The sequence below is a fragment of the Jatrophihabitans sp. genome, from assembly GCA_036399055.1.
Lineage (GTDB): Bacteria > Actinomycetota > Actinomycetes > Mycobacteriales > Jatrophihabitantaceae > Jatrophihabitans_A.
This window is the reverse complement of the sequence record DASWNX010000021.1, coordinates 133,941-160,840: the sequence shown is the minus strand read 5'-3', so window position 1 is coordinate 160,840 and position 26,900 is coordinate 133,941. Positions and strand designations below refer to the sequence as shown.

Sequence of the window (26,900 nt, the reverse complement as noted above, 5' to 3'; positions counted from 1 at the left end):
CAGGCCGGCGCTCACCAGCAGGCGGACGGCTACCGGGCCGGTGTTGGTGATCTTGGTCCGCTTGTAGTTCTCGGTCCCGACCTTCTTGGACTTGAAGTCGATCTGATCGGGTCTGGCCGCCAGCACGCCCGAGGTTTTGGTCGTGGTCTGGTCCAAGTGCTCCGCCGCCACTGGCCCAGCAGGTGCGACAAGCACCACGAGACTCATCAGGACAATGGTCGTCAGCTTCGTAGGCATCGCGCGCCCCCTGCTTGCAGCGTCCCACCTGGCGAGGCGGATGTCCATGGGCGAGGCGGATGTCCATGGGCGAGCAACCGGGGCGAGTGGCCGATTCTGAGAGGATTGACTGCAGAGCGTAAGAGTCTCATAACAGGCCGTAGTCGGACTTTGCCCTTGAAAACTAAGGCTAATATCAACTCATTCCAGCTTTACAGCACGTCGGCTGTCGTCTACTCTCTTAACAGTCGCTTAGCACCGATTTTACGAGCGGCTCATAGCAGCATGAGTACTTAAGGGCTTACACAGCCGCCACGCGCTGTCGGGCCCCACGATCGTTCCGCAGGACCGCACCCGTCGCGGCCTCTCAGGTTGGGGAGACAATGCTCCGCAGTGCCAATGCCCAGGGTTTGACCGCTACCGGCCCGCTGTCGCGGCGCGCCAGCGCTTTGCTAAGCGCCGTGGTGCTGGCAGCCGGCGTGCTCGCCGGCGGCTTCACCGGGATCCCCGATGCTGCCGCGGCCACCCCCGACTCAGCGCTGGACGGCTCCCAGTCCTCGCTGGCCGCGCCGTCGTGCTGGGCCGTCAAGCAGCTCAAGCCGGCCAGCGCAGACGGCGTCTACTGGCTCCAGACCACGCAACTCCTCGCGCCGGAGCAGTTCTACTGCGACATGACCACCGATGGCGGCGGCTGGGTTCTGGTCGGGCGCGGCCGGGAGGGCTGGAGCTGGAGCCACACCGGCCAGGGCAGCGCGGCGACGCTGCGCACCACCCCCAGCGGCACTGGCGCCTTCGCTCCGGCGGCGTTGCCGTCCGCGACCGTGCAAGCCTTGCTGGGCGGCGGCCGGGTCGACGCCCTCACTGACGGCATCAGGGTCCGCCGCGCCACCAACCTCACCGGCACCTCCTACCAGGAGATGCGGATCATGGCCTCGAACCGCTCCGCCTGGACCTGGGCAGTCGGCGGCGGCGTGCTGTTCTCCGGCATGAAGATCAACGGCGCCAGCTACGGAGGCGGCAACACCCAGTCGTGGGCCAGCAGCAGCAAAGAGCAGGGCCTGCTGCGGCTGACCACCAGCGAGTCCTCGACCCACAACTACAAGATGGGCTGGTCCTACGGCAACACGATCGCCGGCCAGAACAACGCCACCAGCTACCTCTGGCAGTACGCCAGTGAGAAGTCGGCGCTGCCGTTCACCCAGGTGTTCCTCCGGCCGAAGCTGACCACGGCCGGCTTCCAGCCGATCCCGGATCAGGGGCTGCCGGCCAGCACGGTGCGCCCGATGGTCTCCTCGACGACCTCGCCCAACACCCCCTGGGGTGTCACCGGCATCGCCGGCGCGGTCAGCGAGCTGAACATGGAGGTCGAGACCTTCGCCCAGATCGGCGATGTCATGTACGTCGGCGGCGGCTTCCAGAAGGTCCAGAAGGGCGCCAACCCGGCAGCGGCCGATTCGATCGCCCAGCCCTGGCTGGCCGGCTTCGACGTCAACACCGGCGCCTGGCTGTCCAGCTTCCGGCCGAGTCTCAACGGCATGGTGTGGGACCTGCAGGCCACTCCGGACGGCAAGCTGGTGGTCGGCGGCGAGTTCACCATGGTCAACGGCGTCGCCGGCGTGAACGGGCTCACCGAGCTCGACCCGATCACCGGCGCGACGGTCGCAGGCTGGACCGCGACGGTCGACTTCGTCACCACCGAGATCGGCGCCGGCGCGCAGGTCAAGGCCATCGACTACCAGGACGGCTACCTCTACATCGGCGGCCGGTTCAACCGGGTCACCGGCGGCGTGCCGGTCAAGGGCCCTGTCACGGTCGGCCGCGCGGCTCGGCTGCGGGTCTCTGACGGCATGCCCGACGGCGCCTGGAAGCCCAACTTCGACGGCTCGGTCATCGAGCTCGACGCCAGCGCCCAGGGTGACCGGGTCTACTTCAGCGGCTACTTCAACAACGTCAACGGGGTGGCCTCGCCCAACGTCGGCGTCATCAGCACCGCCACCGGCGCCGCGTCGGTTCCCGGCCTGGCGCAGTACCAGCCGAGCCTCGGCTCCGGTGACAACACCTACCAGCAGGCCATCAAGGAAGACGGCGACGGCGTCTGGGTGGGCGGCTCTCAGCACATCCTCAGTCGGTACGCCCGTGACACCTTCGCCCGCCAGAGCTCGCACATCACCCGGTCCGGCGGGGACCTCCAGACCATCGGGATCTCCAACGGCGTGCTCTACGCCAGCTGCCACTGCGGCAACTACAGCTACTCCGGCACGTTCGACTACAGCAACACGATCCCGACCGCCGCCGACGTCCACAACATCAAGTACATCGGCGCCTGGGATGCCCAGACCGGGGAGTACCTGCCCGAGTTCTACCCCAGCGGGCTGGACACCCGGTCCGGGATCGGCGGGTGGGAGTTGACGCCTGACTCCAACGGCTGCCTGTGGTTCGGCGGCGACTTCAAGCAGGGCTCCTACCAGGGCTCCGGTTACCAGTGGCTCGGCGGCTTCGGCAAGTTCTGCCAGCGCGACTCGACCGCGCCGACCACACCGGCCAACCTGCGCTCCAGCACCGCCACGACCGGGCTCAAGCTCAGCTGGGACGCCGCTAGCGACAACTCCGGATCGGTGCGCTACGAGGTGTTGCGCGATGACCGGGTGATCATCTCCACCACCGGCCTGTCATACATCGACACCACCGGCTCGGTGCCCGCGAACTACTGGGTGCGGGCTGTCGACAACGGCGGCAACCGGTCGGCCACCTCGGCGAAGCTGAGCGTGCTGCCGCCGGACACCACCGCCCCGACGGCGGCGATCACCAGCCCGGCCGATGGCGCGTCGGTGTACGGCCCGACCACTGTCACGGCCACCGCTTCTGACGACACCGGCGTGGCGGGGGTGGACCTGCTGGTCGACGGCACGGTGGTGGCCAGCTCGACGACCGCGCCGTACAGCTTCACCTGGTCGGCCACCGCGGTGGGCAGTCACACCTTGCAGGCGCGAGCACGTGACGCCGCGGGCAACACCGCGACCTCGGCGAGCGTGAGCGTGAACGTGCCGGCTGACACCACCGCGCCCGGCGCGCCCGGCGCGCCGAGCAGCACCGGGGTGACCACCACGGCCGCGACGCTGGCCTGGACTGCGGCTGCCGACGATCGCGGGGTGACGGGGTACCAGGTGCTGCGCGACGGCACGCAGGTCGGCCAGAGCGCTGAGCTGAGCTTCACCGACACCGGCCTTACTCCCGGCGCCACCTACAGCTACACCGTCCGGGCGGTGGACGCGGCGGGCAATGTCGGAGCCGACAGCGCCCCGGTGTCGGTGACCACCCTGACCGAGATCCCGCCGGTGTTCACCGACGCCTTCAGCGGCGCAGACGGTGCGCCGTGGGCGCCCTCCTGGACGGCTACCGCGGGCAGCGGGGCCGTCGACATCCAGGGCGGGGCCGGCCGGCTGGCGGTCGAGGATGTGTCCGGGGCGTACAGCCGGGCTCAACTGACCGGCTTGGCCGTCCAGGCGGACAGTGAGGTGTTGACTTCTTACACCTGGTCCTCGAACACCGCGTTGAGTTACCTGAGCGTGTATCTGCGGGGTTGGGGTGGGTGGCAGAACGGTTACCGGCCGCGCAATGGCTATGGGCTGCAGTTGCAGTCGAACTCGGCGACGGTGACGGTGCAGAAGAACGTCAACAGCGTGACCAGCACGGTGCAGTCGGTGGCCGGCGCTCAGGCTGTGACGACTGGCAAGCAGTGGCTGCGGTTGCGGGTGAGCGGTTCAACGATCCAGTTCAAGATCTGGGCCGATGGGGCCGCCGAGCCGGTGGCGTGGAAGTCGACCAACACCGACACCGGCGTGACGGCCGCGGGGCAGCTGTTCCTGTCCGTGGTGCGCGGGGGGACGAACGTGGGCGCCAAGTCGGTCTCCCTGGACGATCTCGCCGTGTGGGACGCCCCTAGCGCCCCGTAACCCCGTCGGCGCCGCGAGCGTCGAAAGCCATGGCCGCAAAGCCCCTCCTGAGTACCTCAGGAGGGGCTTTGCCGCGTGTGAGGTCTACCCCGATCACGGCATGTAAAGTCCTAGTTACATCACTGTAAGTAATTAATTTTCATAAATGTCGAGAAATTTCCACGCGATCATGAATTAGCTGGTAAAGCCCCGCGTGGTGGCGGCTACGAGGCCCTGGTCCCAGAGATGACGGGCTGTATCGGCACACCCTTGATTACTTTCAGGTACTGACAGTGGTTTGAAAAACACGTACGGTAACCACTCAGCTTGGCGGGGGCGCTGACGATAAGGGCGTTAACCGACTACTAGGAGTAATCATGCGTCGCCACCACAGTGCTCGTAAGAGCGCATACACAAGGTCCTGGGTCGGCGCGTCACTGGTTGCCCTGGTCGGCGCCGGCGCGGTGACCGCGCTGAACCTGTCCTCGACGACCGCGGTGGCCAGCGCCTCCACCGTCAACCTGGTCGCCAACCCCACGCTGAGCAATGGCACCGCCGGCTGGTTCACCCGCTCGGGCGGCTCGCTGGCCATCGTCGCGGGCCACGACGGGCACCGCGCGATCCGGCTGCGCAACGAGACCGCCGCCCCGCTCACCCTGGCGCTCAACGACAAGGTGAACACCGTGCGCGCGACCCAGGCCGGCGCGACCTACCAGGCCAGCGCCTGGATCCGGACGGACGCGCCTGGCCTCACCGCGGCGGCACGCATGATGGAGTACCAGCGCCTGCTGTACCGCGGGGAGAACCGCGCCAGCGCCTGGCTGCGGACCACCGGCTGGGTGAAGGTCAGCGCCAACTACACCGCCAAGGCGAACCAGAGCACGATCGACTTCAACATCCTCGCCTGGTCCCTGCCCCGCGGTAAGAGCCTGCTGGTCAGCGAGCCCAGCCTGGTGCTGCTGTCCCAGCCGGTCCAGCCCGCTCCGGTGAAGAAGCCGGCTCCTGCGCCGACCACCTCGGCTCCGGCCCCGGCTCCGACCACCTCGGCTCCGGCTCCGACGACCTCGGCTCCGGCTCCGGCTCCGACGACCTCGGCTCCGGCCCCTGCTCCGACCACCTCGGCTCCGGCCCCGGCCCCGACCACCTCGGCTCCCGCTCCCAGCGGGTACCGGCTGGTCTTCAACGATGACTTCAACAGCATCGACCGCACCAAGTGGAACGTCCGCAACAACTCCTGGGCACGCAACGAGGAGTCGATCGTCACCTCGCGGTCGGACAACGTCTTCGTCAGCGGCGGCGCCCTGACCATGCGGGCGATCAACGAGACCTACACCGTCGGCAGCACGACCCGGCAGTACACCTCCGGCTACCTCGACACCATCGGTCGCGGGTCCTGGAAGTACGGCCGCTTCGAGATGCGCGCCAAGCTGCCCACCGCCCAGGGAATGTGGCCGGCCTTCTGGTTGCGCAACAACACCACCCTCGGTGAGCTCGACATCATGGAGGCCGTCGGCGGCCGGGTGAACCAGACCGTGCAGACGGTCCACCAGTCCACCAACGGCGACCTGGCCAAGGCCGGGCACGAGGACACCCTGCCCAGCGGCAACACCAGCACCTGGCACACCTACGCGGTGGACCGTCAGCCCGGCTACATGAAGTGGTACGTCGACGGCCGGCTGGTGTTCTCCAAGACCCAGTCGCAGCTCACCTGGCTCGACCCGAGCTTCAACGAGCCGATGAACATCCGGCTGAACCTGCAGGTCGGTGGCAGCATGCCGAACTGGTACGGACTGCCGGTCAAGGGCGCCCCGCTCGGCGCCAGTGACTTCGTCATCGACTACGTGCGGGTTTACCAGCTGGGCTAGCGAGCCGCGGCTAACAGCGATCTAGCTGCTGACATATGCTTCCGTGGTCCCGGTCCGCGATCCAAGGACCGGGCCCACGGGGGCAGAGTCGTTTACATGGATGATCTGAGATCAGCACAGCACGACAGCGCTCCCGAGGCGCCCGCGCCCAGCCGCGGCAAGCCCGGCCGCTGGTTGGCCGTGGCAGTTCTGGCCCTGCTCGCCCTGGCCGCGACGGTCACTGCGGCGGCGGTGTTCGGTCAGGATTCCAAGGCGAGCTGGCAGTTGGTCTGGTCTGATGACTTCAACGGATCAACCCTGGATGAGTCCAAGTGGAACGCTGAGGACCATTCCACTTTCGGAGAAGGAAATCTGGAGCTGGCCTGCCTGATGAAGCGTTCGAAGAACGTCGAGGTGGCCGGGGGCATGCTCACCCTGCGGGCCGCCCGGGAGAATCCACCGGTGATCTGCGGCGACAAGGACTCCCGCTTTCCCCGTGGCCGTTCCTACACCTCGGCGATGCTGAGCACCGAAGGCAAAGCTGCCTGGCACCACGGCCGTTTCGAGATGAGGGCCAAGCTGCCGCTGGCCGCCGGCAAGTCCAAGGGACTGTGGCCGGCGTTCTGGATGCGTCCGGCCAACGGCTCCGGCGACGGCGAGCTCGACATCATGGAGGCGATCGGCACCGGGGACAGCCAGGACCCCGAAGCCGGGTCGGTGCACCACACGTTGTGGTACGACGGAAAGGGCACCTTCGCCAAGCAGTCCTACTCCGCCCCGGTCAAGGGCGGTCCGGCGAGCGGGTTCCACACCTACGCCGCGGAATGGCAGTCCGGCGTGGTGCGGTGGTACGTCGACGGGCAGTTGACCTTTGAACGCGACCGGGCGAACGCGCCCTGGATAGACGAGGCTTTCGCCGGCGAGTTCTTCCTCCGGCTCAACCTCGCGGTGGGCGGCCGCTGGCCCGGCAGCCCGAACTCCGAGACCGGACTTCCGGCTGACATGGTGGTGGACTGGGTGAAGGTGTCTCAATGGCGTTGACGAGCATGTCCGACTGGCGAGCTGATGCGACCGTGTGGCCGTTGGTCACCGCGGTCGTGCCCACCATGAACCGCCCGCAATTGCTGATTCGCGCCGTCCAGTCGGTGATCGATCAGGATTACCCGGGCGACATCGAGTGCCTGATCGTCTATGACGGCACCGAGCCGGTCATGCCGGAGGTCGCCCTCCGCGACGGGCGCACGGTGCGGGTGCTGGTGAACAACCGGACTCCCGGCCTGGCGGGTAACCGCAACACCGGCTACGTGGCCGCCACGGGTGAGCTGGTGGGCTCCTGTGACGACGATGACGAATGGCTGCCCGGAAAGCTGCGCGCCCAGGTCGACCTGCTGCGCAAGCACCCCGAGGCTTCCGCGGCGGCATCAGGTTTCGTCTACCACTACCGGGGCAAAGACATCCCCCGGTTGGCCTCCTTGCCCGCTCTGACGTTCGCCGACCTGCTCAACGACCGGCACATCGAGGCCAACGCCTCCACCTACCTCATCCCTCGCGCCGAGCTTCTCAGCGTGATCGGCCTGGTCGACGAGCAGCTGCCGGGCAGCTACGCCGAGGACTACGAGCTGCTGTTGCGAGCAGCTCGGCAGGGCCCGATCGTCTGCGTCGAGCAGGCCCAGTCGCGGGTGTACCTGCATGACTCGTCCTTCTTCGCCAGCCGCTGGCAGACCATCAACGACGCTCTGACCTACCTGCTTGAGCGGGTGCCGGAGTTCGCGCAGGACCCGGCCGGCCTGGCCCGGATCGAAGGCCAGATCGCGTTCTCCCACGCGGCATTGGGAAATCGCGCCTCGGCGGCGAAGTGGGCGCTGCGGTCACTGCGCAAGTCGCGCCGCGCCCGGCAGAGTTACGCGGCTCTGGTGGTGGCCAGCCGCCTGGCCAGCGCCGACCGGGTGCTGGCCACAGCCCGCCGGTTCGGTCGCGGGATCTGAGCATGAGCAGGCCGCTCGCCCGAACGCGGCAGCTTCCGGCGTGGCCGGTGTACGCGCTGTTCGCCGGCTTCCCGGTCTGGTGGTTGCTGGGCCTGGGCGCGTTCGCGGTGATCCTCATCGCCATCCCGATGTTCCTGCTGCTGATCCAGCGCAGGAACGTCGAGGTGCCGGCGGCGTTCTGGTTGTGGATCGGCTTCGTGGTGTGGGCCTGCGTGGCCGCGCTCACGCTGACCTCCGGATCGCGCCTGATCGGCTTCAGCGTCCGGATGGGCAACTACGTCGGCTCCAGCATCGTCTTTCTCTACATCTACAACGGCCGGGACCAGCTGAGCAACCGCACGGTGCTGCGCGCCCTGGTGCTGTTCTTCGCCGTCGTGGTCATCGGCGGCTACCTGGGGGTGCTGGCGCCGCGCGGGGACTTCTCGACCCCGATGCAATCCCTGCTGCCGGCGAATATCGCCAACAACGAGTACGTGCGCACCCTGGTGCACCCGTCCTTCGCCGAGGTGCAACGGCCCTACGGCTCGCCGCGCACCTTCTACCGTCCGAGCGCTCCGTTTCCCTACACCAACAGCTGGGGATGCAACGTCGCTCTGCTGGCGCCGCTGATGGTGGCCGCGATCATGACCTTCCGGCGCCCAGCCGCGCGGCTGGCGATAGCGGCGCTGCTGGCCGCGGCTCTCGTGCCGGCGTTCGCGACCCTGAACCGGGGGATGTTCCTGGCCCTGGGGCTGGTGTTGGCCTACGCCTCGATCCGGTTGGCCTTGCGTGGCCGGTTGCTGCCGCTGTCGGTGGTGCTGGGCGGAGCCTCGGTGGGCCTGACCGTGGCGGTGTCGGTCGGCGTGGTGGCCAGGCTGCAGGAGCGGCTGCATTACAGCCGCACCAACCTGGGCCGGGCGACCATCTACCGGGAGGCGTTCGACGGGGCGGTGGACTCGCCGGTCTTCGGCCACGGCGCGCCGCAGCCGTCCCAGACCTTGGATGTGTCCATCGGCACCCAGGGGCAGGTGTGGAACGTCATGTTCAGCTATGGCTTCGTGGCGCTGGCCCTCTTTCTCGGCTGGTTCGCCCTGGTCGTGCTGCAGAGCTGGCAGGCCCGCAGCCAGGCCGACCTGTGGGTGCACGCGACGCTGTTCGTCGCCTTCGCCACGTTCTTCTACTACGGCTATGACGGCCTCCAGCTGACGGTGGTGATGGCCGCGGCCGCGATGGCGCTGCGGACCTACCGAGGTGAGGTGGCCGCCGCCGCGCGCCGCGCAGCCCCTGCCGGCTCGGCGTCGCGGCAGCTGGCTGCCCGATCCTGACCCGGTGCCTGCCCCGGCGTGCTGCCCGAGTCTGACCCGGCGCCTGCCCGAGTCTGACCCGCGTGGGCGCGCCTCAGCTCAGCGGACCGCGCGCCTGCTGAGGCGGGCCGGCTTGCTCGCCAGCAACTGAGAGACAGCCGCGGCGAAGCGCGCCACCGTCTGGCTCACGTCGCTGGTGTCAGCGCCGACCGACAGGGCCGCTGGATCGAGCACCGCCCGATCGAGTGCGGCGTGCAGCTCGGTCTCGGACTGGGCGGCGATCAGCCGGCCGTCGCGGGCCAGCTGCCGGACGAAGGCCACCTGATGGTCATCGACCACCTCGTCGAGCCGGGCCAGCCGGGGCACCACGATCGGAATCGTGCCGCACTCCCGGCTGTCCATGATGCCGCCCGGACCGCCCTGGGTCACCACCACGTCGGCGGCCCGCAACAACTCGAGCAGCTCGGCGCGCGAGGTCATGGCGAACCCGTCGGCGCCGCTCATCGGCCGGCTCGAGCCGTGCTGCACGATCCAGCGCACCGCGCCGGGGTTGCCAGCGTCCCAGCGTTCCAGCCAGTCCATCAGCCGGTCGAACCGGTGGTGGTCGGTGCCGACGGTGACCACGCCGTTGAGCGGGCGCGCCGTGCTCACAGCAGCTGGCCGATCAGGGTGGCGTTGGGATAGAGCTTGAGCTGCTCGTCCCACTGCACCAGGAACAGGTCTGACACCGGCCGGCACAGCCGGCCGGTCAGGGTCGCGGTGTCGATGCGGTCATAGACCTCGACATAGACGGTGCGGATGCCCATCAGCCGCGCGAGGTAGAAGACCGGCACCGCTACGGCTGCCCCGGTCGAGACGACGACTTCCGGCCGGAACCGGCGCAGCGCCTTCCAGGCGACCCCGAAGTTGCGGATCAGGTTCGGGATGTTGCGGGTCGTCGGGTGGTAGGCCCAGGTGATCTCCTCGCCGACCAGCATCGACCGGGCGTCGGGCTTGTCGAAGGTGATCCAGTGCCGCTCGTGCTCAGACCACCACGGGCGCAAGGCGTCAAGCTGCCCGAGATGGCCGCCGGTGGAGCTGGCCAGCAAGATCCGCATCCTGGTCAACTCTTCCTGGCCGTGGCCGGCCGTGACGAGGCCGAGCCGACGCCACCGGACCCGAGGGTCGCCGCGGGCTGGGTCGCCGCGGCCGAGCCGCCGGAAGTGACGTTCGCCGCCTCCGGCGCCCGGGCCGGCTGCGGCTCTACCGGCGCGGTGGGGCCGGGCTGAGCCTTGGCCAGATCACGGTGGCCGGCCCCGCCGGCCGATCGCCGCGACGCGGGCTTGTCCCGGCGCCCTCGGGACAGCTTGCCGCGCAGGCCGGACCGGCGGCTGAGCAGGATGCCGCCGAGCACGGTGACGCTGACCTGGGCCAGTTGGCGGGCCAGCCGTTCGATGTCGGAATGGGTCGAGTGGTTCTTGTAGGCCACCACGATCGCCTCATTGGCGATCTGGCCCAGCCGCAGCGAGGTGCTGGGCAGCTCGATGTTCACCCCGTCCAGGACGATGATGTCGACCTTGGCCAGGATCTCGGACAGGCTGTCGTCGTTGGCGCGCAGGGTCGCCCCCAGCGACACCTCATCGCCCAGGGACAGCACCAGAAGATTCGGCAACTCCGTCGTGGGCGCGAGCTGGTCAGCCAGCCTGCCCCACGAAGTCGGCGTGCCCTGGACTCCGAGCAGGGTGTAGGCCGGCTCGACGGCACGCTCCGGGCCGGCGATCACGGTCCGCAGTCCCTGCTTGGCGAAGGTGGCCGCCAGGTTCAACGGGGCGCGGCTGAGGCCCTCGTGACCGGCGCCGCACAGCAGCACGGTCCGGCTGCTGGCCGAGTGCGAAGTCACCGCGGTGGTGACCGTGCGGTAGGCGTCGGCCTCGGCGCCGCGGGTGGCCGCGGTGGCGGCCAGCGGCCCCAGGGACCGGCCGCCCTCGTCAGCGTCGAATTCGGTGATCACCGGCGCGCCCAGACTGTGCTCCAGATCCACCGAATCGCGCACCTGGTCATCCCGGCGGTCGCGCACCACGGCCAGGATGACGCCCAGCAGCAACCCGAGCAGCAGGCCGCCGGCCAAGTAGAGCGGGGGCCGGGGCGAGCTCGGCGACGAGGGGACGACCGCGGCGCCGGCGACCTGGCCCGGACTGATGACCGAGGTCTGATAGGTGTTCAGCTGGTTCTGCAGCTGCTGGATCTGGTTCTGCAGCAGCTCCCGCCGGGGGTCGTTCTGGCTCGTCCCGAGGGTCGCCAGGCTCTTCTGCAGGTCAGCGACCTGGGACTGGATGCGGCCGATCCGCAGCGTGATGTCCTTCTGCGCGATCAGCGTCCGGTAGTCGAGGTAGGCGTTGGCGAAGGCGTTGGCCCCGTCCGCGGCGCCCTGGGCGGTGTCGGCGGCGAAGCTGATGTAGAGGACCAGGCTGTCCAGCGGCGACGTCACGGTGACCTGGCGGGCCAGCTCGGTCGGGGTGCCGGTGTAGGCCAGCGTCTGCCGGGCAGCCGAGGCCACCGACGTGGAGGTCACGATCCGCGATTCGGTGATGGTGCTGATCGACGTGGCGGCAGCCCCGGACGTCGGCGAGATGTCGACCACGGCGGTCGCCTCGTAGGTCTTGGCGGTGTTCAACAGCAGCGCGCCCGCGGCCAGCAGGCCCAGCATCACCATCACCGTCACCGTCAGCCAGCGGCGGTGCAGGGTGGAGAAGAACTGCCCGATCGTGACCACCGACGGCCCTGCGCCCGAGTACGGCGGACCGGCCTGCGCCGCGCCGGTCACCCGGTGTTCCGATTCGACATGGTGCTCACGCTTTCCCCCAACGCCTGTCACTGGCTCCTGCTGTCAAGTTAGGTTACTTTCGCCGCCGGCCTTTCAGATGCTCAGCCGCGCGCACCCGGCTTTCCCCGTGTCCGGGTCGTTGCCGAGCGGGTGCGGGGCGACAGCGCGTCGATCAGGATCCGAACGCCGAGAGTGTCCCGGCGTAACCACACCATCGGTAGGTAGAGGCTCAGCGAAAGCGCGAGCGCCACCGACATCGCTGCCCACGAGCTGCCGGCGATGAGCCGGACGATGACCGGCAGCACACCGAAGCAGCCCAGGGCCAGCACCGCCGCCAGCGCCAGGCCTCGCAAGCTGCCGCCGATCCGCATCCCCCAGCGGACCTGGGAGAAGGCGAGCACGCTGTCGAGCACGATGGTGGCCGCCCAGGCGATCGCGGCGCCGGTGATGCCCAAGTGCGGCACCAACGCCAGGTTGGCGACCACGTTGACGGCCAGGCTGGCTGCCTTGTCCATCAGCACCCAGCTGCTGCGGCCGCCCATCAGCAGCACGGTGCCGACGTTGCCGGCGGCCAGGTACACCAACATCGCCAGGCAGAGCACGGTCAGCGCGTGCGCCCCGGAGGGGTAGTCCTCGCCGAAGATCGAAAGCACCGTCGGCGCGAACGCCGCCATCACCAGGTACAGCGGCCAGGAGCTCAACACCACCCACTGCGAGGCGGCCGAGTACATCTGGCTGACCCGGTCGGTGTCACGGCGCGCCAGCGCCGCGCTGACGTCGCCGGCGATCGCCACCCGAAGCGCCTGCAGCACCAGGGTTCCCGAGGTGATGAACCGGCTGGCGGCGGCGTAGATCGCGGCTTCAGCCGGTGAGGCCAGCGCCGCCACCAGCAGCACGTCCAGCCAGGTCAGCAGGATCTCCATGACGCCGGCCAGCCCCCGGGCGCCGGTGAAGCTCCAGTACTCGGCGGCGACCTCGCGCACCGAGGCGGTTCGCTGCGGCCAGGCCAGGCGCCGGCCGAACAGTGCCCGCATCCGCTGAGCCAGCAGCGCGGCCGCGGTCAGCAGGGCCAGCAACAGCGGGATCAGCCAGGCCAGCACCACCCCCCACAGCGGCGCGCCGGCCGCGATGGCGATGCCGACCAGCAGCGGCCTGGCCGCCGGTATGCCGACCTGCTGCAGCAGCACGTAGTTGCGGACGCTGCCGAATGCCCGCGTGCACTCGACGAGGCCCACCTCGACGACGCCGGGCAGGAACAGCAGCGCCAGGATGCGGATGCTGTGCAGTGCCGCGTCGTTGCTGTCGTGGCCGATGTGCGAGGCCAGCAGCGGCGCGGCGAACCACAACGCGACGCTGCCCACCAGGCCCAGGACGATGACCGGGACGAAGGCGACCACCAGCAGCGCGGGCACGTCGGCCTGGCGGCCCAGCGCCTGGAACCGCGGCACGAAGCGGACCAGGCCGGCGCCCACCCCGAAGGACAGGAAGGTCTGCAGGACGATGAAGACGGCGGTGGCGGTGAAGAACTGGCCGGCGGTGGTGGTGGTCAGGCCGTGGGTCAGGACCAGGGTCAGCACGAAGCCGAAGATCGAACCGGCGCCGGTCCCCAGCACCGCGAAGCTGCCGCCGCGGGCGACCCCGGCCAGCGGGCCGGCCGCCGGCTGGGCAGCGCTGGCCACGCTCATGGCCGTTGCGGCGCCGGGCTGAACGCTGCTCCGCCGGCCTGGGTGGCGCCGGCTTGGGTGGCGCCAGCCGGAGCGGCGCCGGCCGAAGGGAGAGCCGCGGGCTCGGCCCGCAGCAGCCCGCGGTAGGCCTTGGTCAGCGAGCGCACCGAGAACAGCACGGTGCACAGCGCCAGGAACCCGTAGCACCACAGGAACAGGGTGTGCGCTCCGAGCACCAGGAAGGCCAGCGCCAGGGTGCCGTGATCCAGCGGCAGCAGCACGAACGCGACCAGCAGCGAGGACGATCCGGCAGAGCCGGGCTGCGACCGGTCGGCCACCGTGAGCTTGTCGCGCAGCATCATTCCGAAGAACTGGGTCACGTTGGCGACCAGGAAGATCACCGGCACCGCCAGGTACAGCAGCGACTCCAGGTCGAAGTGGCGCAGGACGGCGATCGCCACCGCGCTGTGCAGGGAGCTGATCTTGGCGATGTCGGTGACGTGGTCAAGCCACTCACCGGCCTTGCTGCCCCCGCCCCGGACCCGGGCCAGCTGACCGTCGGCCGAGTCCAGGGCGTAGCCCAGCAACAGCAGCAGTGACACCACGACGCCGGCCAGCGCCGACGAGCGGTGCAGGATCAGCACGGCGATTCCGGCGAAGGACATGGCCGAGCTCAGCAGCGTGACCTGGGTCGGGGTGAGCCGCAGCGCGTAGCCTGCCGCGGCCAGCAGGCCGCCGGCCTTGCGGTTGACCAAGCGCAGGTAGGCCGGCACCGAGGCGGTCGACTTCTGGGCGCCGGCCAGCCGGGAACGCGCGTAGTCAAAGCGGGTCCCGAGGGAGCCGTCCTTCGCCACGAGGGCGTTGTCATCCATGAGAAACCTTGTCACTGACGGCCGGTGTGGTCTGGGCTGCTAGCTCTGCGCAGCGCTGAGCTGCTGAGGCTGGGCATGCCAGGCACTTCTCACCATCTCACGAAGGTCATGCCGTGGGCGCCAGCCCAGCGTCGCGCTGATGTGCGCGGTGTCGGCCACCACCATCGCCGGATCGCCGGGGCGCGCCTCACCCACGAGCGGGGCGATGCTGCGTCCGGAGACCTCGGCGACCATCTCGATGACCTCGCGCACCGAGTACCCGCGGCCGCAGCCGACGTTGAAGACGTGGCCGGCGCCGGGGGAGTCCAGCGTGGCGATCGCGGCGACGTGAGCGTCGGCGAGGTCCTGGACGTGGATGAAGTCCCGGACGCAGGTCCCGTCCGGGGTCGGGTGCCGGCCGCCGAAGATCACCGGCTGGTCGCCGCGGGCCAGCGCGTCGAACACCATGGGGATCAGGTTCGACCGGCCGAGATCGCCGAGTTCCGGGGCGGCCGTGCCGGCGACGTTGAAGTAACGCAGTGCCGCGAACCGGAGTCCGGTGGCCCGGGCCTGGTCGCGGATCAGCCACTCCCCGATCAGCTTGGTCTCACCGTAGGGATTGATCGGCTGGGTCGGGTGGTCCTCACGGACCTGTGCGGAGTCCACCATGCCGTAGACCGCGGCGCTGGAGGAGAAGACCAGCTTGGCGACGCCGGCCTGAGCCATGGCGTCCAGTAATTGCATAAGATTGAACACATTGCGCCGGTAGTAGGCCAGCGGGTGGCGCATCGACTCGGCGACCTGCTTGTCAGCGGCCAGGTGCACCACTCCGGTGATCCGGTGCTGCCGCAGGGTGTCGGCCACCAACTCGCGGTCAGCGATGTCTCCTTCGACGAAGGGGACCTCGACCCGGCGCAGATCGCCAGTGCTCAGGTCATCGATCACCACCGCCTGGGCGCCTGCCGCCTGCAGGCTTCGCACCACATGTGCGCCGATGTAGCCTGCCCCGCCCGTGACCAGCCAGGTGTCCGTCATGTTCGAGCCGTTCTCTCCGGTGTCTGCAGGTGTGTCGTTAATAAAGTTAGCGTAAAGCAACACGGGGGAGCGGGGATCGGTTAATCTTAACATTGTTCGCACGTAGCGCCGGGGAGCGAGAAGGATCTAAGAGGAGCCATGGCCGGGTTGAACTCAGTAGGGCCCCGACGGATCGGTTACGCCCCTGGCGTCTACGACATGTTCCACATCGGCCATCTCAACATCTTGCGCAATTCCCGGCTTGCCTGTGACTACCTGATCGCCGGCGTCGTCTCCGACGATCTGAGCCGGCGCGCCAAGGGCAAGAGCCCGGTGATCCCGCTGGCTGAGCGGTTGGAGATCGTCAGCAGCATCCGCTACGTCGATGAGGCAGTCGAGGAGAACGTCCCCACCAAGCTTGAGATGTGGGAGCGGCTGCGCTTCGACGTGATCATCAAGGGCGATGACTGGCGCGGCACCGACAAGGGGATCCGGCTGGAGCGGGAGTTCGCCGAGGTCGGCGTGCAGGTGTTCTACCTGCCCTACACGGTGCACACCTCCTCGACGATGCTGCGGCAGGCGCTGAACATTGAGCTCGGTCTGCGGGCCTAGCCTCAGCCGAAAGCCCTGTTCGGAAGCTACGTGCCGCAGTCGGGCAACCGGGTGGTGACCCGCACCGGGTTCACCGCCGGCTGCCGCAGGATCACGGTCTCCGGCGAGCGAGCCGGCTCGATGGCGGTCACCGTCACCGCATGCCTCGATCCGCGGGCCAGTTCCAGCGGCAGCGTCAGCACCGTCAGCCCGCGTTCGGACGACGGCATCGCCACCGCCCGGCGGCCGTCCACGGTGACGCCGACGATCTGCGAGCCGGGTGTTCCGTAGTAGCTGAGCAGCACCTTGTTGTCGCCGGGCCGGGTGCGGTAGCCGGGCGAGTCCAGCCGCAGGGTGACATAGGCGGGCAGCGGCCCGGCCGGCGCGGAGTTGGCCAGGGTGAACGTCGAGGTGCTGACGCTGCCGGCCCCGCAGCCCTGGCGGGAGTAGGACATGGCGCGGGTCAGGTAGTAGTCGAGCTTGCCGCCGGTGGCGTTCACCGTGCTGAAACCGGCGAAGTAGCCCGAACCGGGGCGCAGGGTTCCCGAGACCGGGCCGGCTGCCAGCCGCTGCTGGACGGCCGGTTCGGCGCTCCAGACCACGATGCGCCGCTCACTCACCGCCTGGGCGGCGGCCTGGATGAGGCCGGTCGAGCCGGGGACCGACATCAGCCGGACCGAGATCGCCCTTGCGATCGCGAGTAGGTAGGCCTTGCGAGCGGCCTTGTCCGGATGCGTGCGATAGAGCCTCTGCTGGGTCAGGCTGACCACCTCGCCCGCGCTCACCGTGCTGCCGTCGGCCAGCGTGGCGGCGCCGGTCACCCGCAGCAGGTAGGAGATGGCGGTCGGGTCGATGGCCAGGGCGCCGTCGATCCGCTGACCGCTGTGTTTGTGCCACATCGCCGCCCAGATCTTGCCCGCGTCGGAGAAGTCCGGGCTGATGGTCGAGTTGGGGAAGTTGTTCACCGGGTCCGCGGCCCGGTAGCGCTGGTGGTACTCAGGGCCCAGGTCGAGGTCGGTGCGGACCTTGCTCAGGGTGGTGTCGCTCTCGAAGCGGTCGAAGCTGAGCCTGCCGTCTCTGGCCGTCACGATCGCGAAGGCGCCCGGGATACCGCCGACCCCGCGCGACTCGGCCTCGTTCTGCAGCCCCACGAAATACCGCTTGGGGCCGTCCCGGCCCAGCATCTGCGGCAGCAGGTCGGCGGCCTGGCCGGCCGGCCGCAACTGGGCTCCGAGCTTGTCGAAGCTCAGGCGCAGGCTGTTCCGGGATCGGTCAGCCGTCTCCAGCCAGGTGTCGTGGGGCAGCCGGTCGAGCTGGCGCGAGCCGGCCTGCAGCCGCGACTCGGCCTGGCGCAGCACCGGGGCGGCCTCGATGAGCGGCTGCAGCCGGACCGAGCCGTGGTTGAGCACTCCGGCCAGCGTGAGGGTGTCGGCCAGGCGCACCAGCGGCGTGAGCACCGTCGAGCCCAGCTGGTCGGACTGCTCGGCGCAGACGCGGATCGAGCGGGCCGGGCGGCCGAGCCAGGGGACCCGCGCGCCGATCCACCACGCCGGCCCGGTGGTCAACCGGTGCGCCGAGCGGGCGTGGCCGGTCAGCGAGTCGACAGCGCTCCTGGCGGCCGGCAGGTCGGCCTGGGCCAACGCGGTGCGGAGCCGGCTCGCCGACTGCTGGCTGGCCTGCACCTCGCGCCGGGCCAGCTCGGCGGTCACCGCGAGCCAGAGCACGCCGACCAGCGACAGCGCGCAGCCGGCCAGCACAGCCACGCGCAGCGCGCGGACCGCTTGACGCTGCGGACTCCGGCGCTCGGAAGCGGACGCCGGCGCGACGGCTTTCATGCGATCCTTCAGGGCGTTGGCGGGGGCGAGATGAGCGGCAGGGCGCTGGACGCCGAGCTGCCCGCGGCAGGCCGGCGCTCGCTGCGGTGGCCCCACCGACCGGTCAGGCCGGTCAACGCCACGCCCGCGAGCAGCAGCGCGCCGGCCAGCCCCAGAAACAGGTGCGGTGGCAGGCCGGTCAGCGGGATCAGGGGGATCACCGCGAGGACCGGGTTGCCGCGCAGCGTCGCCGCCGGTGGCGGCGGTGGAATCTCACTTCGCAGACTCGGCTGGTTGTGGGCCGACAGCACGCTCGTGACGGCGCACGCGCCATCGGCCGCGGCCACCGTCGCCCCGGGCCTCAGCCCGGCGACGGGCCAGGCGGCTTCGAAGGAGCCGGCGGGATCGGCGACCGCGCCGCCGGCTCGCCGGCCGGCCACGCTGACCAGCACCGTCGCGCCGGCTCGAAAGCCCATGCCGCGCACATCGAGGACCTTGCCGTCGGCTGACGCGTTGGCCAGCACCACGCATCCGAGCGCGGGTGGATAGCTGCGAGCCAGGGCGGCGCTGGTGAGAGACCACCAGCTCGTCAGCAGCACCAGCCCGCCGATCAGAAGCCTGAAAGACGCCCTAAGCCGGAATCCGGCCCCGACGCGGCACTTGCGAGCTTGGCGGGGCGTGCTCTTTACGCCCGGTGTGACGAACATGTGATTCCCCCGAATCTGCGACCGTAATGTAGCGGTCGGGGGCGACAACTTACAAGCGTTTGACATTGGACGTTTGCCGCTACCGAGGGTGAGGTGGCGCCGAGCTGTCGGGGCTGCCACGTAAGCTCGTTCCTATGAGCTTGGCGGGACTTGTCGACGCCGCCCTTGATGACCCAGCCCTTGCCACTGTGATCGAGGCAGCCGGCCGAAGCGGCGCCCGGCCGCTCACCTTGTCGGGCCCGGCCGCCCTCGGGCCGCTGGCGATCGCCACCCTGGCCGGACGGGGCGGGCGCACCGTCCTCGCTGTCACCAGCACCGGCCGCGAGGCCGAAGACCTGCTGGCCAGCCTGCAGTGCCTGCTGCCGCCGGACACGGTGGCGCTGTACCCGGGCTGGGAGACGCTGCCGCACGAGCGGCTCTCGCCCCGCGCCGACACCATCGGCCGCAGGTTGGCGGTGCTGCGCCGGCTGCGCCATCCCGACCCTCGCGATCCGAGCACCGGCCCGCTGAGCGTGGTGGTCGCCCCGGTGCGTTCGGTCCTGCAGCCGCAGGTTCCCGACCTGGGCGACCTGGAGCCGGTCAGCATCTCGATCGGTGACTCCGGCCGCGAACTGGAAGAGATCGTCGCGGCGCTGGCGGCCGCCGGCTACGCACGGGTCGAACTGGTCGAGAAGCGCGGTGACTTCGCCGTCCGCGGCGGCATCCTCGATGTGTTCCCGCCGACCGAGGAGCATCCGCTGCGGGTGGAGTTCTGGGGCGACGAGGTCGAGGAGATCCGTTACTTCAAGGTCGCCGACCAGCGCTCGCTCGAGATCGCCACTGGCGGGGTGTGGGCGCCGCCGTGCCGGGAGATGATGCTGACCGAGTCGGTCCGGGCCCGCGCCGCGGCGTTGCTGACCGAGCATCCCGAACTCGGCGAGCTGCTCGAGCCGATCAGCCTGGGCATCCAGGTAGAGGGCATGGAGTCCCTCGCCCCGGTCCTGGTCGACGAGCTGCGCCTGGTGCTCGAGGAGTTTCCGCCTGGCGCCTCGGTGCTGGTCTGCGACCCCGAACGGGTCCGGGCCCGGGCGGCTGACCTGGTCGCGACCTCGGAGGAGTTCCTGGCCGCGTCCTGGGCCGCTGCCGCCGGCGGCGGCAAGGCGCCGGTCGATCTCGGCTCGGCGTCGCTGCGCTCGCTGGACGAGGTCCGCGACGCGGCTATCGAGCTGGGCATCCCGTGGTGGTCGCTGTCGCCGTTCAGCACCGACAACGAGCTGGTCGCCGGCTCCGACATCCAGAGCATCGCCGCCGTCGACTCGTCCTTCGAAGCGGCCCCGACCTACCGCGGCGACACCGAGTCGCTGCTCGGCGACATCGGCGACTGGGCCCGCGAGGGCTGGCGGCTGGCACTGGTCTTCCAGGGCCACGGCAGCGCCGAGCGGGCACTGGAACGGCTGCTCGCCGCCGACATCGCGGCCCGGATGGCGCCCGGCATCGACAAGCTCGACGCCGGCGTTGTCACCGTCACCACCGGCCAGCTGGAGTCCGGGCTGGTCTCGGCCGAGCTGAAGCTGGCCATCCTCACCGAGTCCGACCTGACCGGCCAGCGCGGCACCACGGCGATGGACAAGTCCCGGATGCCGTCCCGGCGGCGCAACGCGATCGACCCGATCCAGCTGGCCTCCGGGGACTTCGTGGTGCACGAGCAGCACGGGGTGGGCCGCTACGTCGAGATGGTGCGCCGCACCGTCAACGGCGGCGAGCGCGAGTACTTGATCATCGAGTACGCCGCGGCCAAGAAGGGCCAGCCGGGTGACCGGCTGTTCGTGCCGACCGACTCTCTGGACCAGGTCACCAAGTACGTCGGCGGCGAGGCGCCCTCGCTGTCGCGGCTCGGCGGCGCGGACTGGGCCAAGACCAAGGGCCGGGCCCGCAAGGCCGTCAAGGAGATCGCCGCCGAGCTGATCCGGCTGTACTCGGCGCGGATGGCCACCCGGGGCTACGCCTTCGGCCCGGACACCCCGTGGCAGCGCGAACTCGAAGACGCGTTTCCCTATGTCGAGACGCCTGATCAGATGGCGGCCATCGACGAGGTCAAGGCAGACATGGAGAAAGAGCTGCCGATGGACCGGGTGATTTGCGGCGACGTCGGCTACGGCAAGACGGAGGTCGCGGTGCGGGCGGCGTTCAAGGCCGTGCAGGACGGCAAGCAGGTGGCCGTGCTGGTGCCGACGACGCTGCTGGCCCACCAGCACATCCAGACCTTCGCCGGCCGGATGAACCAGTTCCCGGTGACCATCAAGGAGCTGTCCCGGTTCACCCACGCCGCCGACGTCGACCAGATCCTGGCCGGCATCGCCGACGGCAGCGTCGACATCGTGATCGGCACCCACCGGCTGTTGCAGCAGACCGTCCGGTTCAAGGACCTGGGCCTGGTCGTGGTGGATGAGGAGCAGCGCTTCGGGGTGGAGCACAAGGAGTACCTGAAGTCGATGCGCACCGCCGTCGACGTGCTGACGATGTCGGCGACCCCGATCCCGCGGACCCTGGAGATGTCGCTGACCGGCATCCGGGAGATGACCACGATCCTCACGCCGCCGGAGGAGCGGCACCCGATCCTGACCTTCGTCGGCGCCTATGACCCGCGCCAGATCTCGGCGGCGATCCGGCGCGAGCTGCTGCGTGACGGCCAGGTGTTCTTCATCCACAACCGGGTCGAGTCCATCAACCGCACTGCGGCCAAGCTCGCCGAGCTCGTTCCCGAGGCCCGGATCGCCGTGGCGCACGGGCAGATGGGCCAGGACGCGCTGGAGAAGATCATGGTGGGGTTCTGGCAGAACGACTTCGACGTGCTGGTCTCGACGACCATCGTCGAGTCCGGCCTGGACATCCCCAACGCCAACACCCTGATCGTGGACCGGGCCGACACCTTCGGGCTGTCCCAGCTGCACCAGATGCGCGGCCGGGTCGGCCGGGCCCGCGAACGCGGCTACGCCTACTTCCTCTACCCGCCGGAGAAGCCGCTCACCGAGCTGGCCCATGACCGGCTGGCCACCATCGCCCAGCACACCGAGCTCGGCGCCGGCATGCAGGTGGCGATGAAGGACTTGGAAATACGCGGAGCCGGGAACCTTTTAGGTGGCGAGCAGTCCGGCCACATCGCCGGGGTGGGCTTCGACCTCTACGTCCGGCTGGTCGGCGAGGCGGTCTCGGAGTTCCGCGGCGAGGAGCAGGAGCAGTTCAGCGAGGTCAAGGTCGACCTGCCGGTCAACGCCAACCTGCCGCAGGACTACCTGCCCGGCGAGCGGCTGCGGCTGGAGGCCTACCGGGCGCTGGCCAACGCCACCACCGACGAGGCGGTCGACGCGGTGCGGCTGGAGCTGCTGGACCGGTTCGGCCCGATGCCGCTGGAGGTGGACAACCTGCTGGCGGTGGCCCGGTTCAAGGTGGTGTGCCGCAAGTTCGGCATCACCGAGGTGTCGCTGCAGGGCCAGTCGGTGCGGTTCTCGCCGGTGCTGCTGCCCGAGTCGGCTCAGGTCCGGCTGCAGCGCACGTATGAGAAGACCGTCTACAAGCCGGCGGTGTCGACCATGGCGGCTGCTCGTCCCAAGGGCGTGGTCAAGCCCGACGGCAGCTGGGCCGAGGCCAAGTTCGGCGGCGAGCCGTTGCGCGACCAGCCGCTGCTGACCTGGTGCGCTGATTTGCTGGAGGCCATTCTCGGGCCGGTGCTGCGGGCCGTGCTGGCCAACTGAGCCGGGCTTGCTCAATGCTGCCGGCTGGATGCCGTTAGGTTGGAGTGGCTGTTGTCCCCACTTCGAGCCGCCGGATTCGAAGTTGTCCGAAGTTCAGCACATGGCGGGCACCGTGGAATCGCGGACGGCACCTGATCGGCTCACGGATCGGAGTGCGGTTCAGGCACAGCCTCACGCGCATAACACCGACTACGCGCTCACTCACGTTTGCCGGTATCGCGGGCGAAGGCCTCGTTATGCGCGCTGGCTACCAGGACGCGTCCGTCACTACCCGACGCGAACAATGTCAATTAGCTTTGAGAGGGCTCGCTTAGGCGGACGTGAGCTGTGCGGGGTCTGCTACCTCGGACGGCAGGACTTCGTACATGTACTCCCTGCCACCGCGGGTGGACCCCGTCACCTGGGCCTTGCGGATCGCACCGGCTTGAGCCAACCGCTTCAGGCGGTTGTTGGCGTTTTGCGCGGTGAGCGACAGTGCAACGGCGAGGTCATTCGCCTTGAACTTCCCAAGCGTTAGAGCCTTGTCGAAGGTATCAGCTAGCATCTTCTCGCCAACGAGGGCAAGGTTGCCATCTGGCTCTACTACGACTACCTGCGTCCCACGCCGTTCGACGCAGACGACCACGGTATAGAGGTTGTCCGCGTTCAAACCGGCGAGCTTGACAGTCGTGCCGTTGGTCGAGAAGTCATGAGACGCGAGGAACTTCCCAAGGAACTCGTCCGCGAAGCTGATGTTCATGGCCTCTACGCCGGCGAAGTCGATCACCAGATCGACGCCTTCGCGCTCGCCCAAAAGATCATCTAGGCGGGCTCGGCCATCCTGCCCAAGGCCGCGCGTGGCCGGCCAGTTAGCAAGTTGCACGACATCGAAACTGGCTGACTGAGTCATGGCTTCTCCGGTTTCATTGTCTCGATTGAACCACAGTCTGACGCTCGCTCGGCAAGTGGTGGGTGAGCCACGCCCAGGTACCGCTCGTCTGATCGGGACGGCCGCTCGATGATGTTCTACGACTTTCGGGGCCGCCCGCGACCCTGACCTCGCCCTTCCCGGAGCGGATCTGGAAGTCGACGCGTCCGTAGCGGCTGGTGTCTGAGATGGCGTCACTCAAGCCGTTGCCACGCAGCTCTGACTTGACCCCGCTCACGCCTGCTCGAATAGCCTTCGCGATCGCCACCTCATCTCTAGTGAGGTGCGCATGCCTGGGGTTCTGGCGCAGGTGGTTCATGACCCCAATGCCCGTGTCGCACACCGCGAACTCCAGTCGAGGCGACCCGGTAGTGCGCCCGGTGTGGAGTTGGACGGCCATGAAGGCTCCCCGCTCGCTAAGCCCGTGTTCCGTTGCATTGCTCATGAGTTCGCTGCACGCTCGAAACACCGCCGCGCCCGCTTTGGAGCCATCCTTATAGAACCCGGTCACGAGCGGGCCGAGTCGCTCGGACAGGTCGTCGACGTTCCTCTCGTTGAGCGCAGTTACTTCCATGAGACTGCCGTGATGGTCCGTCCGAGCATCTGGTGGGACTCGGCCCACGATCTGCGTACGCGCAGGCATCTGGCGCAGGACGTCCATACGTTGCAGGTAGGCCGTCGCCGCCGGATCAGACGGGAGCTTTAGGGTGACGCGGATTGCGCCGCCGGCGGCCCAATGCGCGGTAGCGACTATGCCAGCCAGGTCCAGGGGGCACGCGAAGCTCAACTTCGCCGCGTCGATTACGAGGTTATCCGTCCCGGAGCCAGACAAAAACGCGGCCTCGGCGAGAGGCCGGTCCCCGACTAACACCAGTTCCACCGCAGAAGTGTCCCTCGCATTGAGGAGATGCCGCCGCATCGACGCTGTTTTGACACGAGAGGAATCATATTCTACGGTTTCATGGAGTACGATGAAACCGATGAAGATTCGGACCCCGTCAAGTACAGGAGAACAAGATCATGAATGCAGCATCCCAGCCCGACTTCGATCCGGTCCACAACTCAGGCCGGCGCGTCGAGGACGACCCGCGCGCCATCGAGCGCGACGAGGAACACCTGCGGCAAGTCGGGGCCGAACTTGATCGTGACGAAAAGCAGTTCGCGCGTGACCTGCAGCACGACCACCCTCGGCCCTCGCCGAAGCACGAGCATCGGGTGGAGATGAACTACCACCCGCTCACGCTGCACGGCGTGCGGCTGACCGGCCTTGAGATCAAGGAGCAGGCGATCACCGCCGTCATCCCCAACATCCAGCTCAACTTCCACCTCACCGTCGAGCGGGCCGGCAAGGACGCCGAGCACACCATCGGCGACGACGAGTACTGGACCGTCCACGACGGCGACTGCTTCACCGCCGTCAAGCCCGACGACAACTCCTGACGATCATGACCATCGCCATCGCCTCCACCAGCGCAGCTGACGACGTGTGTGTGGCGACCGCGCAGCGCGTCGGTACGCTCGCGGCCGCCGCGCCGGCCGCCGCGATCACGCCAGCCGTCGAGTCAGCGATCACCGCGATCGAGCAGCAGGTGCCCGGTCACTTGATCCACTGGCCCGACGGGAACGGTGGTGCCCACGTGTTCATCGAAAGCATCGACCTAGGTGTGCCCTTCGAGCAATCGGTCACATGGGTCGCGTTCCACGTCCCGCACACGGTGCCGGACGGCGACATCTACCCAGTCTGGGTGCGCCCGGACCTCGCTCGGATCGACGGTGGCCCGATCGGCAAGACCAACGCCGCCGGCCAAAACTTCATGCACCAGAACCAGTCCTGGTTCACCGAGCCTGCGGTGATGGTCAGCCTCAGCAGTAACGGTCGCGACCCTAACATCGACTCCCCTGCCCGCAAGCTCGCGCGCGTGCTCGCCACCGTCAGGAACTCGGGATGACCGAACCGTTCGACGACGACCGCATTCCCGCCATGTCCGCACCTTCGTGGTCCTTACGCATCGGACAGGGCGTCTGGAATGCGATGGCCGAGTACATCAACCGCGGCGACCACGACGAGCACGGCGGTGTCCTGATTTGTGGTATCGCCGATCGACCCGAAGGGCCGGTACTCCTCGCCCGTGAGTTCGTTCCTGCTGTTGACGGCGTCGACTACGTCCCCGGCACGACTGGATACCGGGCGCTCACGCCCGCCTTCCTCACCCGAATGACCAAGCGCGCCCGCCGCGAGAGCTGGACGGTCCTCATGGTCCATGGCCACGGCAACCACGGCCAGTCCGTGGGATTCAGCTCCGTCGACTTCGACTCCCACGAAAGCGGCTACGGCGCCCTGCTCGACATCGCAGGTGGCCTGCCCGTCGGAGCCCTAGTCATCACTGACCACGCCGTCGCCGGGGACATCTGGCAGCCCGACGGCGGCCGGGCTTCGCTCGCGATGACCACCGTCATTGGGCCGAATATCAGGACGCTGTACCCCTCGCCTCGGCCCGGGCTCAACGACAACGTCGGTGACGACCGCCAGGCGCGCCTGTTCGGCGTCGCTGGCCGCGCCATCCTCGCCCGCACCAGAATTGGCGTCGTCGGCGCCGGCGGAGCCGGAAGCCTCATCGTTGAACTGCTCGCCCGGCTCGGCGTCGGCGAGATCGTGGTCATCGACGACGACAGGGTTGAGATTCACAACCTGCCGCGGCTCATCGGCTCTCGCCCTCTCGACGCGTTCACATGGCTCACCCGCCGCCCCTGGAACTTGCTGCCGGCCCCGGCACGTCGGTGGCTGGGTAACCGGACCAGATTTAAGACGTCGATCGCAGCGCGCGCCGCCCGTCGGGCCAACCCGACCGTGCGGGTTAAGCAGTACCAGTTCGACGTATCCGAGCCCGAGGCAGCCGCCGCGCTCACGACTTGCGACTGGATCATGCTCGCCGCAGACACCGCGACGGCTCGGCTGGTCGTGAACAAGCTCGTGCACCAGTACTTGATTCCCGCCACCCAGGTCGGCGTCAAGGTCGACGTCGACCAGGACGGAGTCATCGGCATCGTCCACGCCGTGAGCCGCATGGTGATGCCCGAGACCGGATGCCTGGATTGCCAGGGTCTCATCGACCACACCGCGCTGGCTCGGGAGGCCCTTCCGGACTCCCTGCGCCGCGCGGCCGACTACGGAACGGGCGAGCCAGCCCCAGCGGTCGCGGCGCTCAACGCGCTCGCCGTCGCCCCGGCCGTCTCGGAGCTGATGATGTCGCTGACCGGCCTCAGTGAGCAGACGGATGTCGTGCACCACCGGCTCATCGCCCGCCGCGGCAAGTGGGCGCGCATCGCCCCCCGGCGCTCGGAGATGTGCACGACATGTTCGACGAACACGACCTCGGCCTTCGCCCGCGGCGGCAGCCAGCCAATAGCCGGGGTGCGACTCAGGTGAGCGCCACGGCCCCTCGGCTAATACAAGGACACCGCGGAGCCCAGCCGTGAACGGAGCCGACGCTTTCGGGGTGGCTACCTAACTCATTGCTAGCGATCGGTCCCCAACCCGTCAGAGTGATCCGACAGGTC

21 protein-coding genes are annotated in these 26,900 nt (G+C 68.8%); 10 read left to right on the top strand and 11 right to left on the bottom strand.

Annotated features, from left to right (window positions below; all coding sequences use genetic code 11):
• A partial coding sequence (locus VGB75_08945; protein HEY0167155.1) for a hypothetical protein occupies positions 1-207 on the bottom strand: 207 nt, incomplete at its 3' end.
• Positions 208-599: 392 nt separating this feature from the next.
• Here VGB75_08945 and VGB75_08940 point away from each other — a divergent pair.
• From VGB75_08940 to VGB75_08920, 5 genes are all read left to right on the top strand, one after another.
• The gene (locus VGB75_08940) at positions 600-4,169 is read left to right on the top strand and encodes a fibrinogen-like YCDxxxxGGGW domain-containing protein (protein ID HEY0167154.1); all 3,570 of its coding nucleotides are present in this window, start codon (positions 600-602) and stop codon (positions 4,167-4,169) included.
• Between the two features lie 356 nt (positions 4,170-4,525).
• Entirely contained in the window at positions 4,526-6,013 is a 1,488-nt protein-coding gene (locus VGB75_08935; GenBank protein HEY0167153.1) for a family 16 glycosylhydrolase, read from the top strand.
• Between the two features lie 96 nt (positions 6,014-6,109).
• Positions 6,110-7,033, top strand: coding sequence for a glycoside hydrolase family 16 protein (locus tag VGB75_08930; GenBank protein HEY0167152.1), 924 nt, complete (start codon positions 6,110-6,112; stop codon positions 7,031-7,033).
• Positions 7,024-7,977: a glycosyltransferase family 2 protein gene (locus tag VGB75_08925; protein ID HEY0167151.1), complete on the top strand. Its 954-nt coding sequence runs from the start codon at positions 7,024-7,026 to the stop codon at positions 7,975-7,977. Before VGB75_08930 ends, VGB75_08925 begins: the two co-directional genes overlap by 10 nt.
• Before the next feature lie 2 nt (positions 7,978-7,979).
• Positions 7,980-9,281 (top strand): hypothetical protein, encoded by a 1,302-nt coding sequence (locus tag VGB75_08920; GenBank protein HEY0167150.1) that lies wholly within the window; start codon positions 7,980-7,982, stop codon positions 9,279-9,281.
• Between the two features lie 78 nt (positions 9,282-9,359).
• Here the strand turns inward: VGB75_08920 and VGB75_08915 are convergent, their stop codons facing one another.
• From VGB75_08915 to galE, 6 genes are read right to left on the bottom strand one after another with little or no spacing between them, the layout of a single operon-like run.
• Positions 9,360-9,911 (bottom strand): glycosyltransferase, encoded by a 552-nt coding sequence (locus tag VGB75_08915; protein ID HEY0167149.1) that lies wholly within the window; start codon positions 9,909-9,911, stop codon positions 9,360-9,362.
• Positions 9,908-10,357, bottom strand: a complete 450-nt coding sequence (gene pssD / locus VGB75_08910; GenBank protein HEY0167148.1) for a PssD/Cps14F family polysaccharide biosynthesis glycosyltransferase — start codon at positions 10,355-10,357, stop codon at positions 9,908-9,910. Before pssD ends, VGB75_08915 begins: the two co-directional genes overlap by 4 nt.
• Positions 10,358-10,362: 5 nt before the next feature.
• The gene (locus tag VGB75_08905) at positions 10,363-12,114 is read right to left on the bottom strand and encodes a hypothetical protein (protein HEY0167147.1); all 1,752 of its coding nucleotides are present in this window, start codon (positions 12,112-12,114) and stop codon (positions 10,363-10,365) included.
• Positions 12,115-12,164: 50 nt separating this feature from the next.
• The gene (locus VGB75_08900; GenBank protein ID HEY0167146.1) at positions 12,165-13,748 is read right to left on the bottom strand and encodes an oligosaccharide flippase family protein; all 1,584 of its coding nucleotides are present in this window, start codon (positions 13,746-13,748) and stop codon (positions 12,165-12,167) included.
• Positions 13,745-14,599: a CDP-alcohol phosphatidyltransferase family protein gene (locus VGB75_08895; protein HEY0167145.1), complete on the bottom strand. Its 855-nt coding sequence runs from the start codon at positions 14,597-14,599 to the stop codon at positions 13,745-13,747. Before VGB75_08895 ends, VGB75_08900 begins: the two co-directional genes overlap by 4 nt.
• A gap of 39 nt (positions 14,600-14,638) precedes the next feature.
• Positions 14,639-15,613: a UDP-glucose 4-epimerase GalE gene (gene galE, locus VGB75_08890; GenBank protein HEY0167144.1), complete on the bottom strand. Its 975-nt coding sequence runs from the start codon at positions 15,611-15,613 to the stop codon at positions 14,639-14,641.
• Between the two features lie 138 nt (positions 15,614-15,751).
• Here galE and VGB75_08885 point away from each other — a divergent pair, with 138 nt between their 5' ends.
• The gene (locus VGB75_08885; protein ID HEY0167143.1) at positions 15,752-16,204 is read left to right on the top strand and encodes an adenylyltransferase/cytidyltransferase family protein; all 453 of its coding nucleotides are present in this window, start codon (positions 15,752-15,754) and stop codon (positions 16,202-16,204) included.
• 26 nt (positions 16,205-16,230) lie between these two features.
• Here the strand turns inward: VGB75_08885 and VGB75_08880 are convergent, their stop codons facing one another.
• Positions 16,231-18,018 (bottom strand): DUF4012 domain-containing protein, encoded by a 1,788-nt coding sequence (locus VGB75_08880; protein ID HEY0167142.1) that lies wholly within the window; start codon positions 18,016-18,018, stop codon positions 16,231-16,233.
• An 8-nt stretch (positions 18,019-18,026) separates the two neighbouring features.
• Positions 18,027-18,596: a hypothetical protein gene (locus tag VGB75_08875; GenBank protein ID HEY0167141.1), complete on the bottom strand. Its 570-nt coding sequence runs from the start codon at positions 18,594-18,596 to the stop codon at positions 18,027-18,029.
• A gap of 242 nt (positions 18,597-18,838) precedes the next feature.
• Between VGB75_08875 and mfd the strand changes: the two genes are divergently transcribed.
• On the top strand, positions 18,839-22,435 hold the full coding sequence (gene mfd / locus VGB75_08870; GenBank protein HEY0167140.1) for a transcription-repair coupling factor: 3,597 nt from the start codon (positions 18,839-18,841) through the stop codon (positions 22,433-22,435).
• Between the two features lie 310 nt (positions 22,436-22,745).
• On the opposite strand, the gene VGB75_08865 is transcribed toward mfd, so the two are convergent.
• A complete protein-coding gene (locus VGB75_08865; protein ID HEY0167139.1) occupies positions 22,746-23,324 on the bottom strand; it encodes a DUF4325 domain-containing protein in 579 nt (192 codons plus the stop codon).
• 13 nt (positions 23,325-23,337) lie between these two features.
• Positions 23,338-24,222 (bottom strand): hypothetical protein, encoded by an 885-nt coding sequence (locus VGB75_08860; GenBank protein HEY0167138.1) that lies wholly within the window; start codon positions 24,220-24,222, stop codon positions 23,338-23,340.
• A 140-nt stretch (positions 24,223-24,362) separates the two neighbouring features.
• Here VGB75_08860 and VGB75_08855 point away from each other — a divergent pair, with 140 nt between their 5' ends.
• From VGB75_08855 to VGB75_08845, 3 genes are read left to right on the top strand one after another with little or no spacing between them, the layout of a single operon-like run.
• Positions 24,363-24,782, top strand: a complete 420-nt coding sequence (locus tag VGB75_08855; GenBank protein HEY0167137.1) for a hypothetical protein — start codon at positions 24,363-24,365, stop codon at positions 24,780-24,782.
• 5 nt (positions 24,783-24,787) lie between these two features.
• Positions 24,788-25,291 carry a hypothetical protein gene (locus VGB75_08850; protein ID HEY0167136.1) on the top strand — a complete coding sequence of 168 codons (504 nt, stop codon included), beginning with the start codon at positions 24,788-24,790 and terminating at the stop codon, positions 25,289-25,291.
• On the top strand, positions 25,288-26,769 hold the full coding sequence (locus VGB75_08845) for a ThiF family adenylyltransferase (protein HEY0167135.1): 1,482 nt from the start codon (positions 25,288-25,290) through the stop codon (positions 26,767-26,769). The genes VGB75_08850 and VGB75_08845 overlap by 4 nt, the downstream gene beginning before the upstream one ends.
• Positions 26,770-26,900: the final 131 nt, after the last annotated feature.

What these genes read in the sequence shown, in the direction of transcription:
- VGB75_08940 (HEY0167154.1), top strand. Translation starts at nt 600, where the DNA reads ATGCTCCGCAGTGCCAATGCCCAGGGTTTGACCGCTACCGGCCCGCTG.
- VGB75_08935 (HEY0167153.1), top strand. Translation starts at nt 4,526, where the DNA reads ATGCGTCGCCACCACAGTGCTCGTAAGAGCGCATACACAAGGTCCTGG.
- VGB75_08930 (HEY0167152.1), top strand. Translation starts at nt 6,110, where the DNA reads ATGGATGATCTGAGATCAGCACAGCACGACAGCGCTCCCGAGGCGCCC.
- VGB75_08925 (HEY0167151.1), top strand. Translation starts at nt 7,024, where the DNA reads ATGGCGTTGACGAGCATGTCCGACTGGCGAGCTGATGCGACCGTGTGG.
- VGB75_08920 (HEY0167150.1), top strand. Translation starts at nt 7,980, where the DNA reads ATGAGCAGGCCGCTCGCCCGAACGCGGCAGCTTCCGGCGTGGCCGGTG.
- pssD (HEY0167148.1), bottom strand. Translation starts at nt 10,357, where the DNA reads ATGCGGATCTTGCTGGCCAGCTCCACCGGCGGCCATCTCGGGCAGCTT.
- VGB75_08900 (HEY0167146.1), bottom strand. Translation starts at nt 13,748, where the DNA reads ATGAGCGTGGCCAGCGCTGCCCAGCCGGCGGCCGGCCCGCTGGCCGGG.
- VGB75_08895 (HEY0167145.1), bottom strand. Translation starts at nt 14,599, where the DNA reads ATGGATGACAACGCCCTCGTGGCGAAGGACGGCTCCCTCGGGACCCGC.
- galE (HEY0167144.1), bottom strand. Translation starts at nt 15,613, where the DNA reads ATGACGGACACCTGGCTGGTCACGGGCGGGGCAGGCTACATCGGCGCA.
- VGB75_08885 (HEY0167143.1), top strand. Translation starts at nt 15,752, where the DNA reads ATGGCCGGGTTGAACTCAGTAGGGCCCCGACGGATCGGTTACGCCCCT.
- VGB75_08880 (HEY0167142.1), bottom strand. Translation starts at nt 18,018, where the DNA reads ATGAAAGCCGTCGCGCCGGCGTCCGCTTCCGAGCGCCGGAGTCCGCAG.
- mfd (HEY0167140.1), top strand. Translation starts at nt 18,839, where the DNA reads ATGAGCTTGGCGGGACTTGTCGACGCCGCCCTTGATGACCCAGCCCTT.
- VGB75_08865 (HEY0167139.1), bottom strand. Translation starts at nt 23,324, where the DNA reads ATGACTCAGTCAGCCAGTTTCGATGTCGTGCAACTTGCTAACTGGCCG.
- VGB75_08855 (HEY0167137.1), top strand. Translation starts at nt 24,363, where the DNA reads ATGAATGCAGCATCCCAGCCCGACTTCGATCCGGTCCACAACTCAGGC.
- VGB75_08850 (HEY0167136.1), top strand. Translation starts at nt 24,788, where the DNA reads ATGACCATCGCCATCGCCTCCACCAGCGCAGCTGACGACGTGTGTGTG.
- VGB75_08845 (HEY0167135.1), top strand. Translation starts at nt 25,288, where the DNA reads ATGACCGAACCGTTCGACGACGACCGCATTCCCGCCATGTCCGCACCT.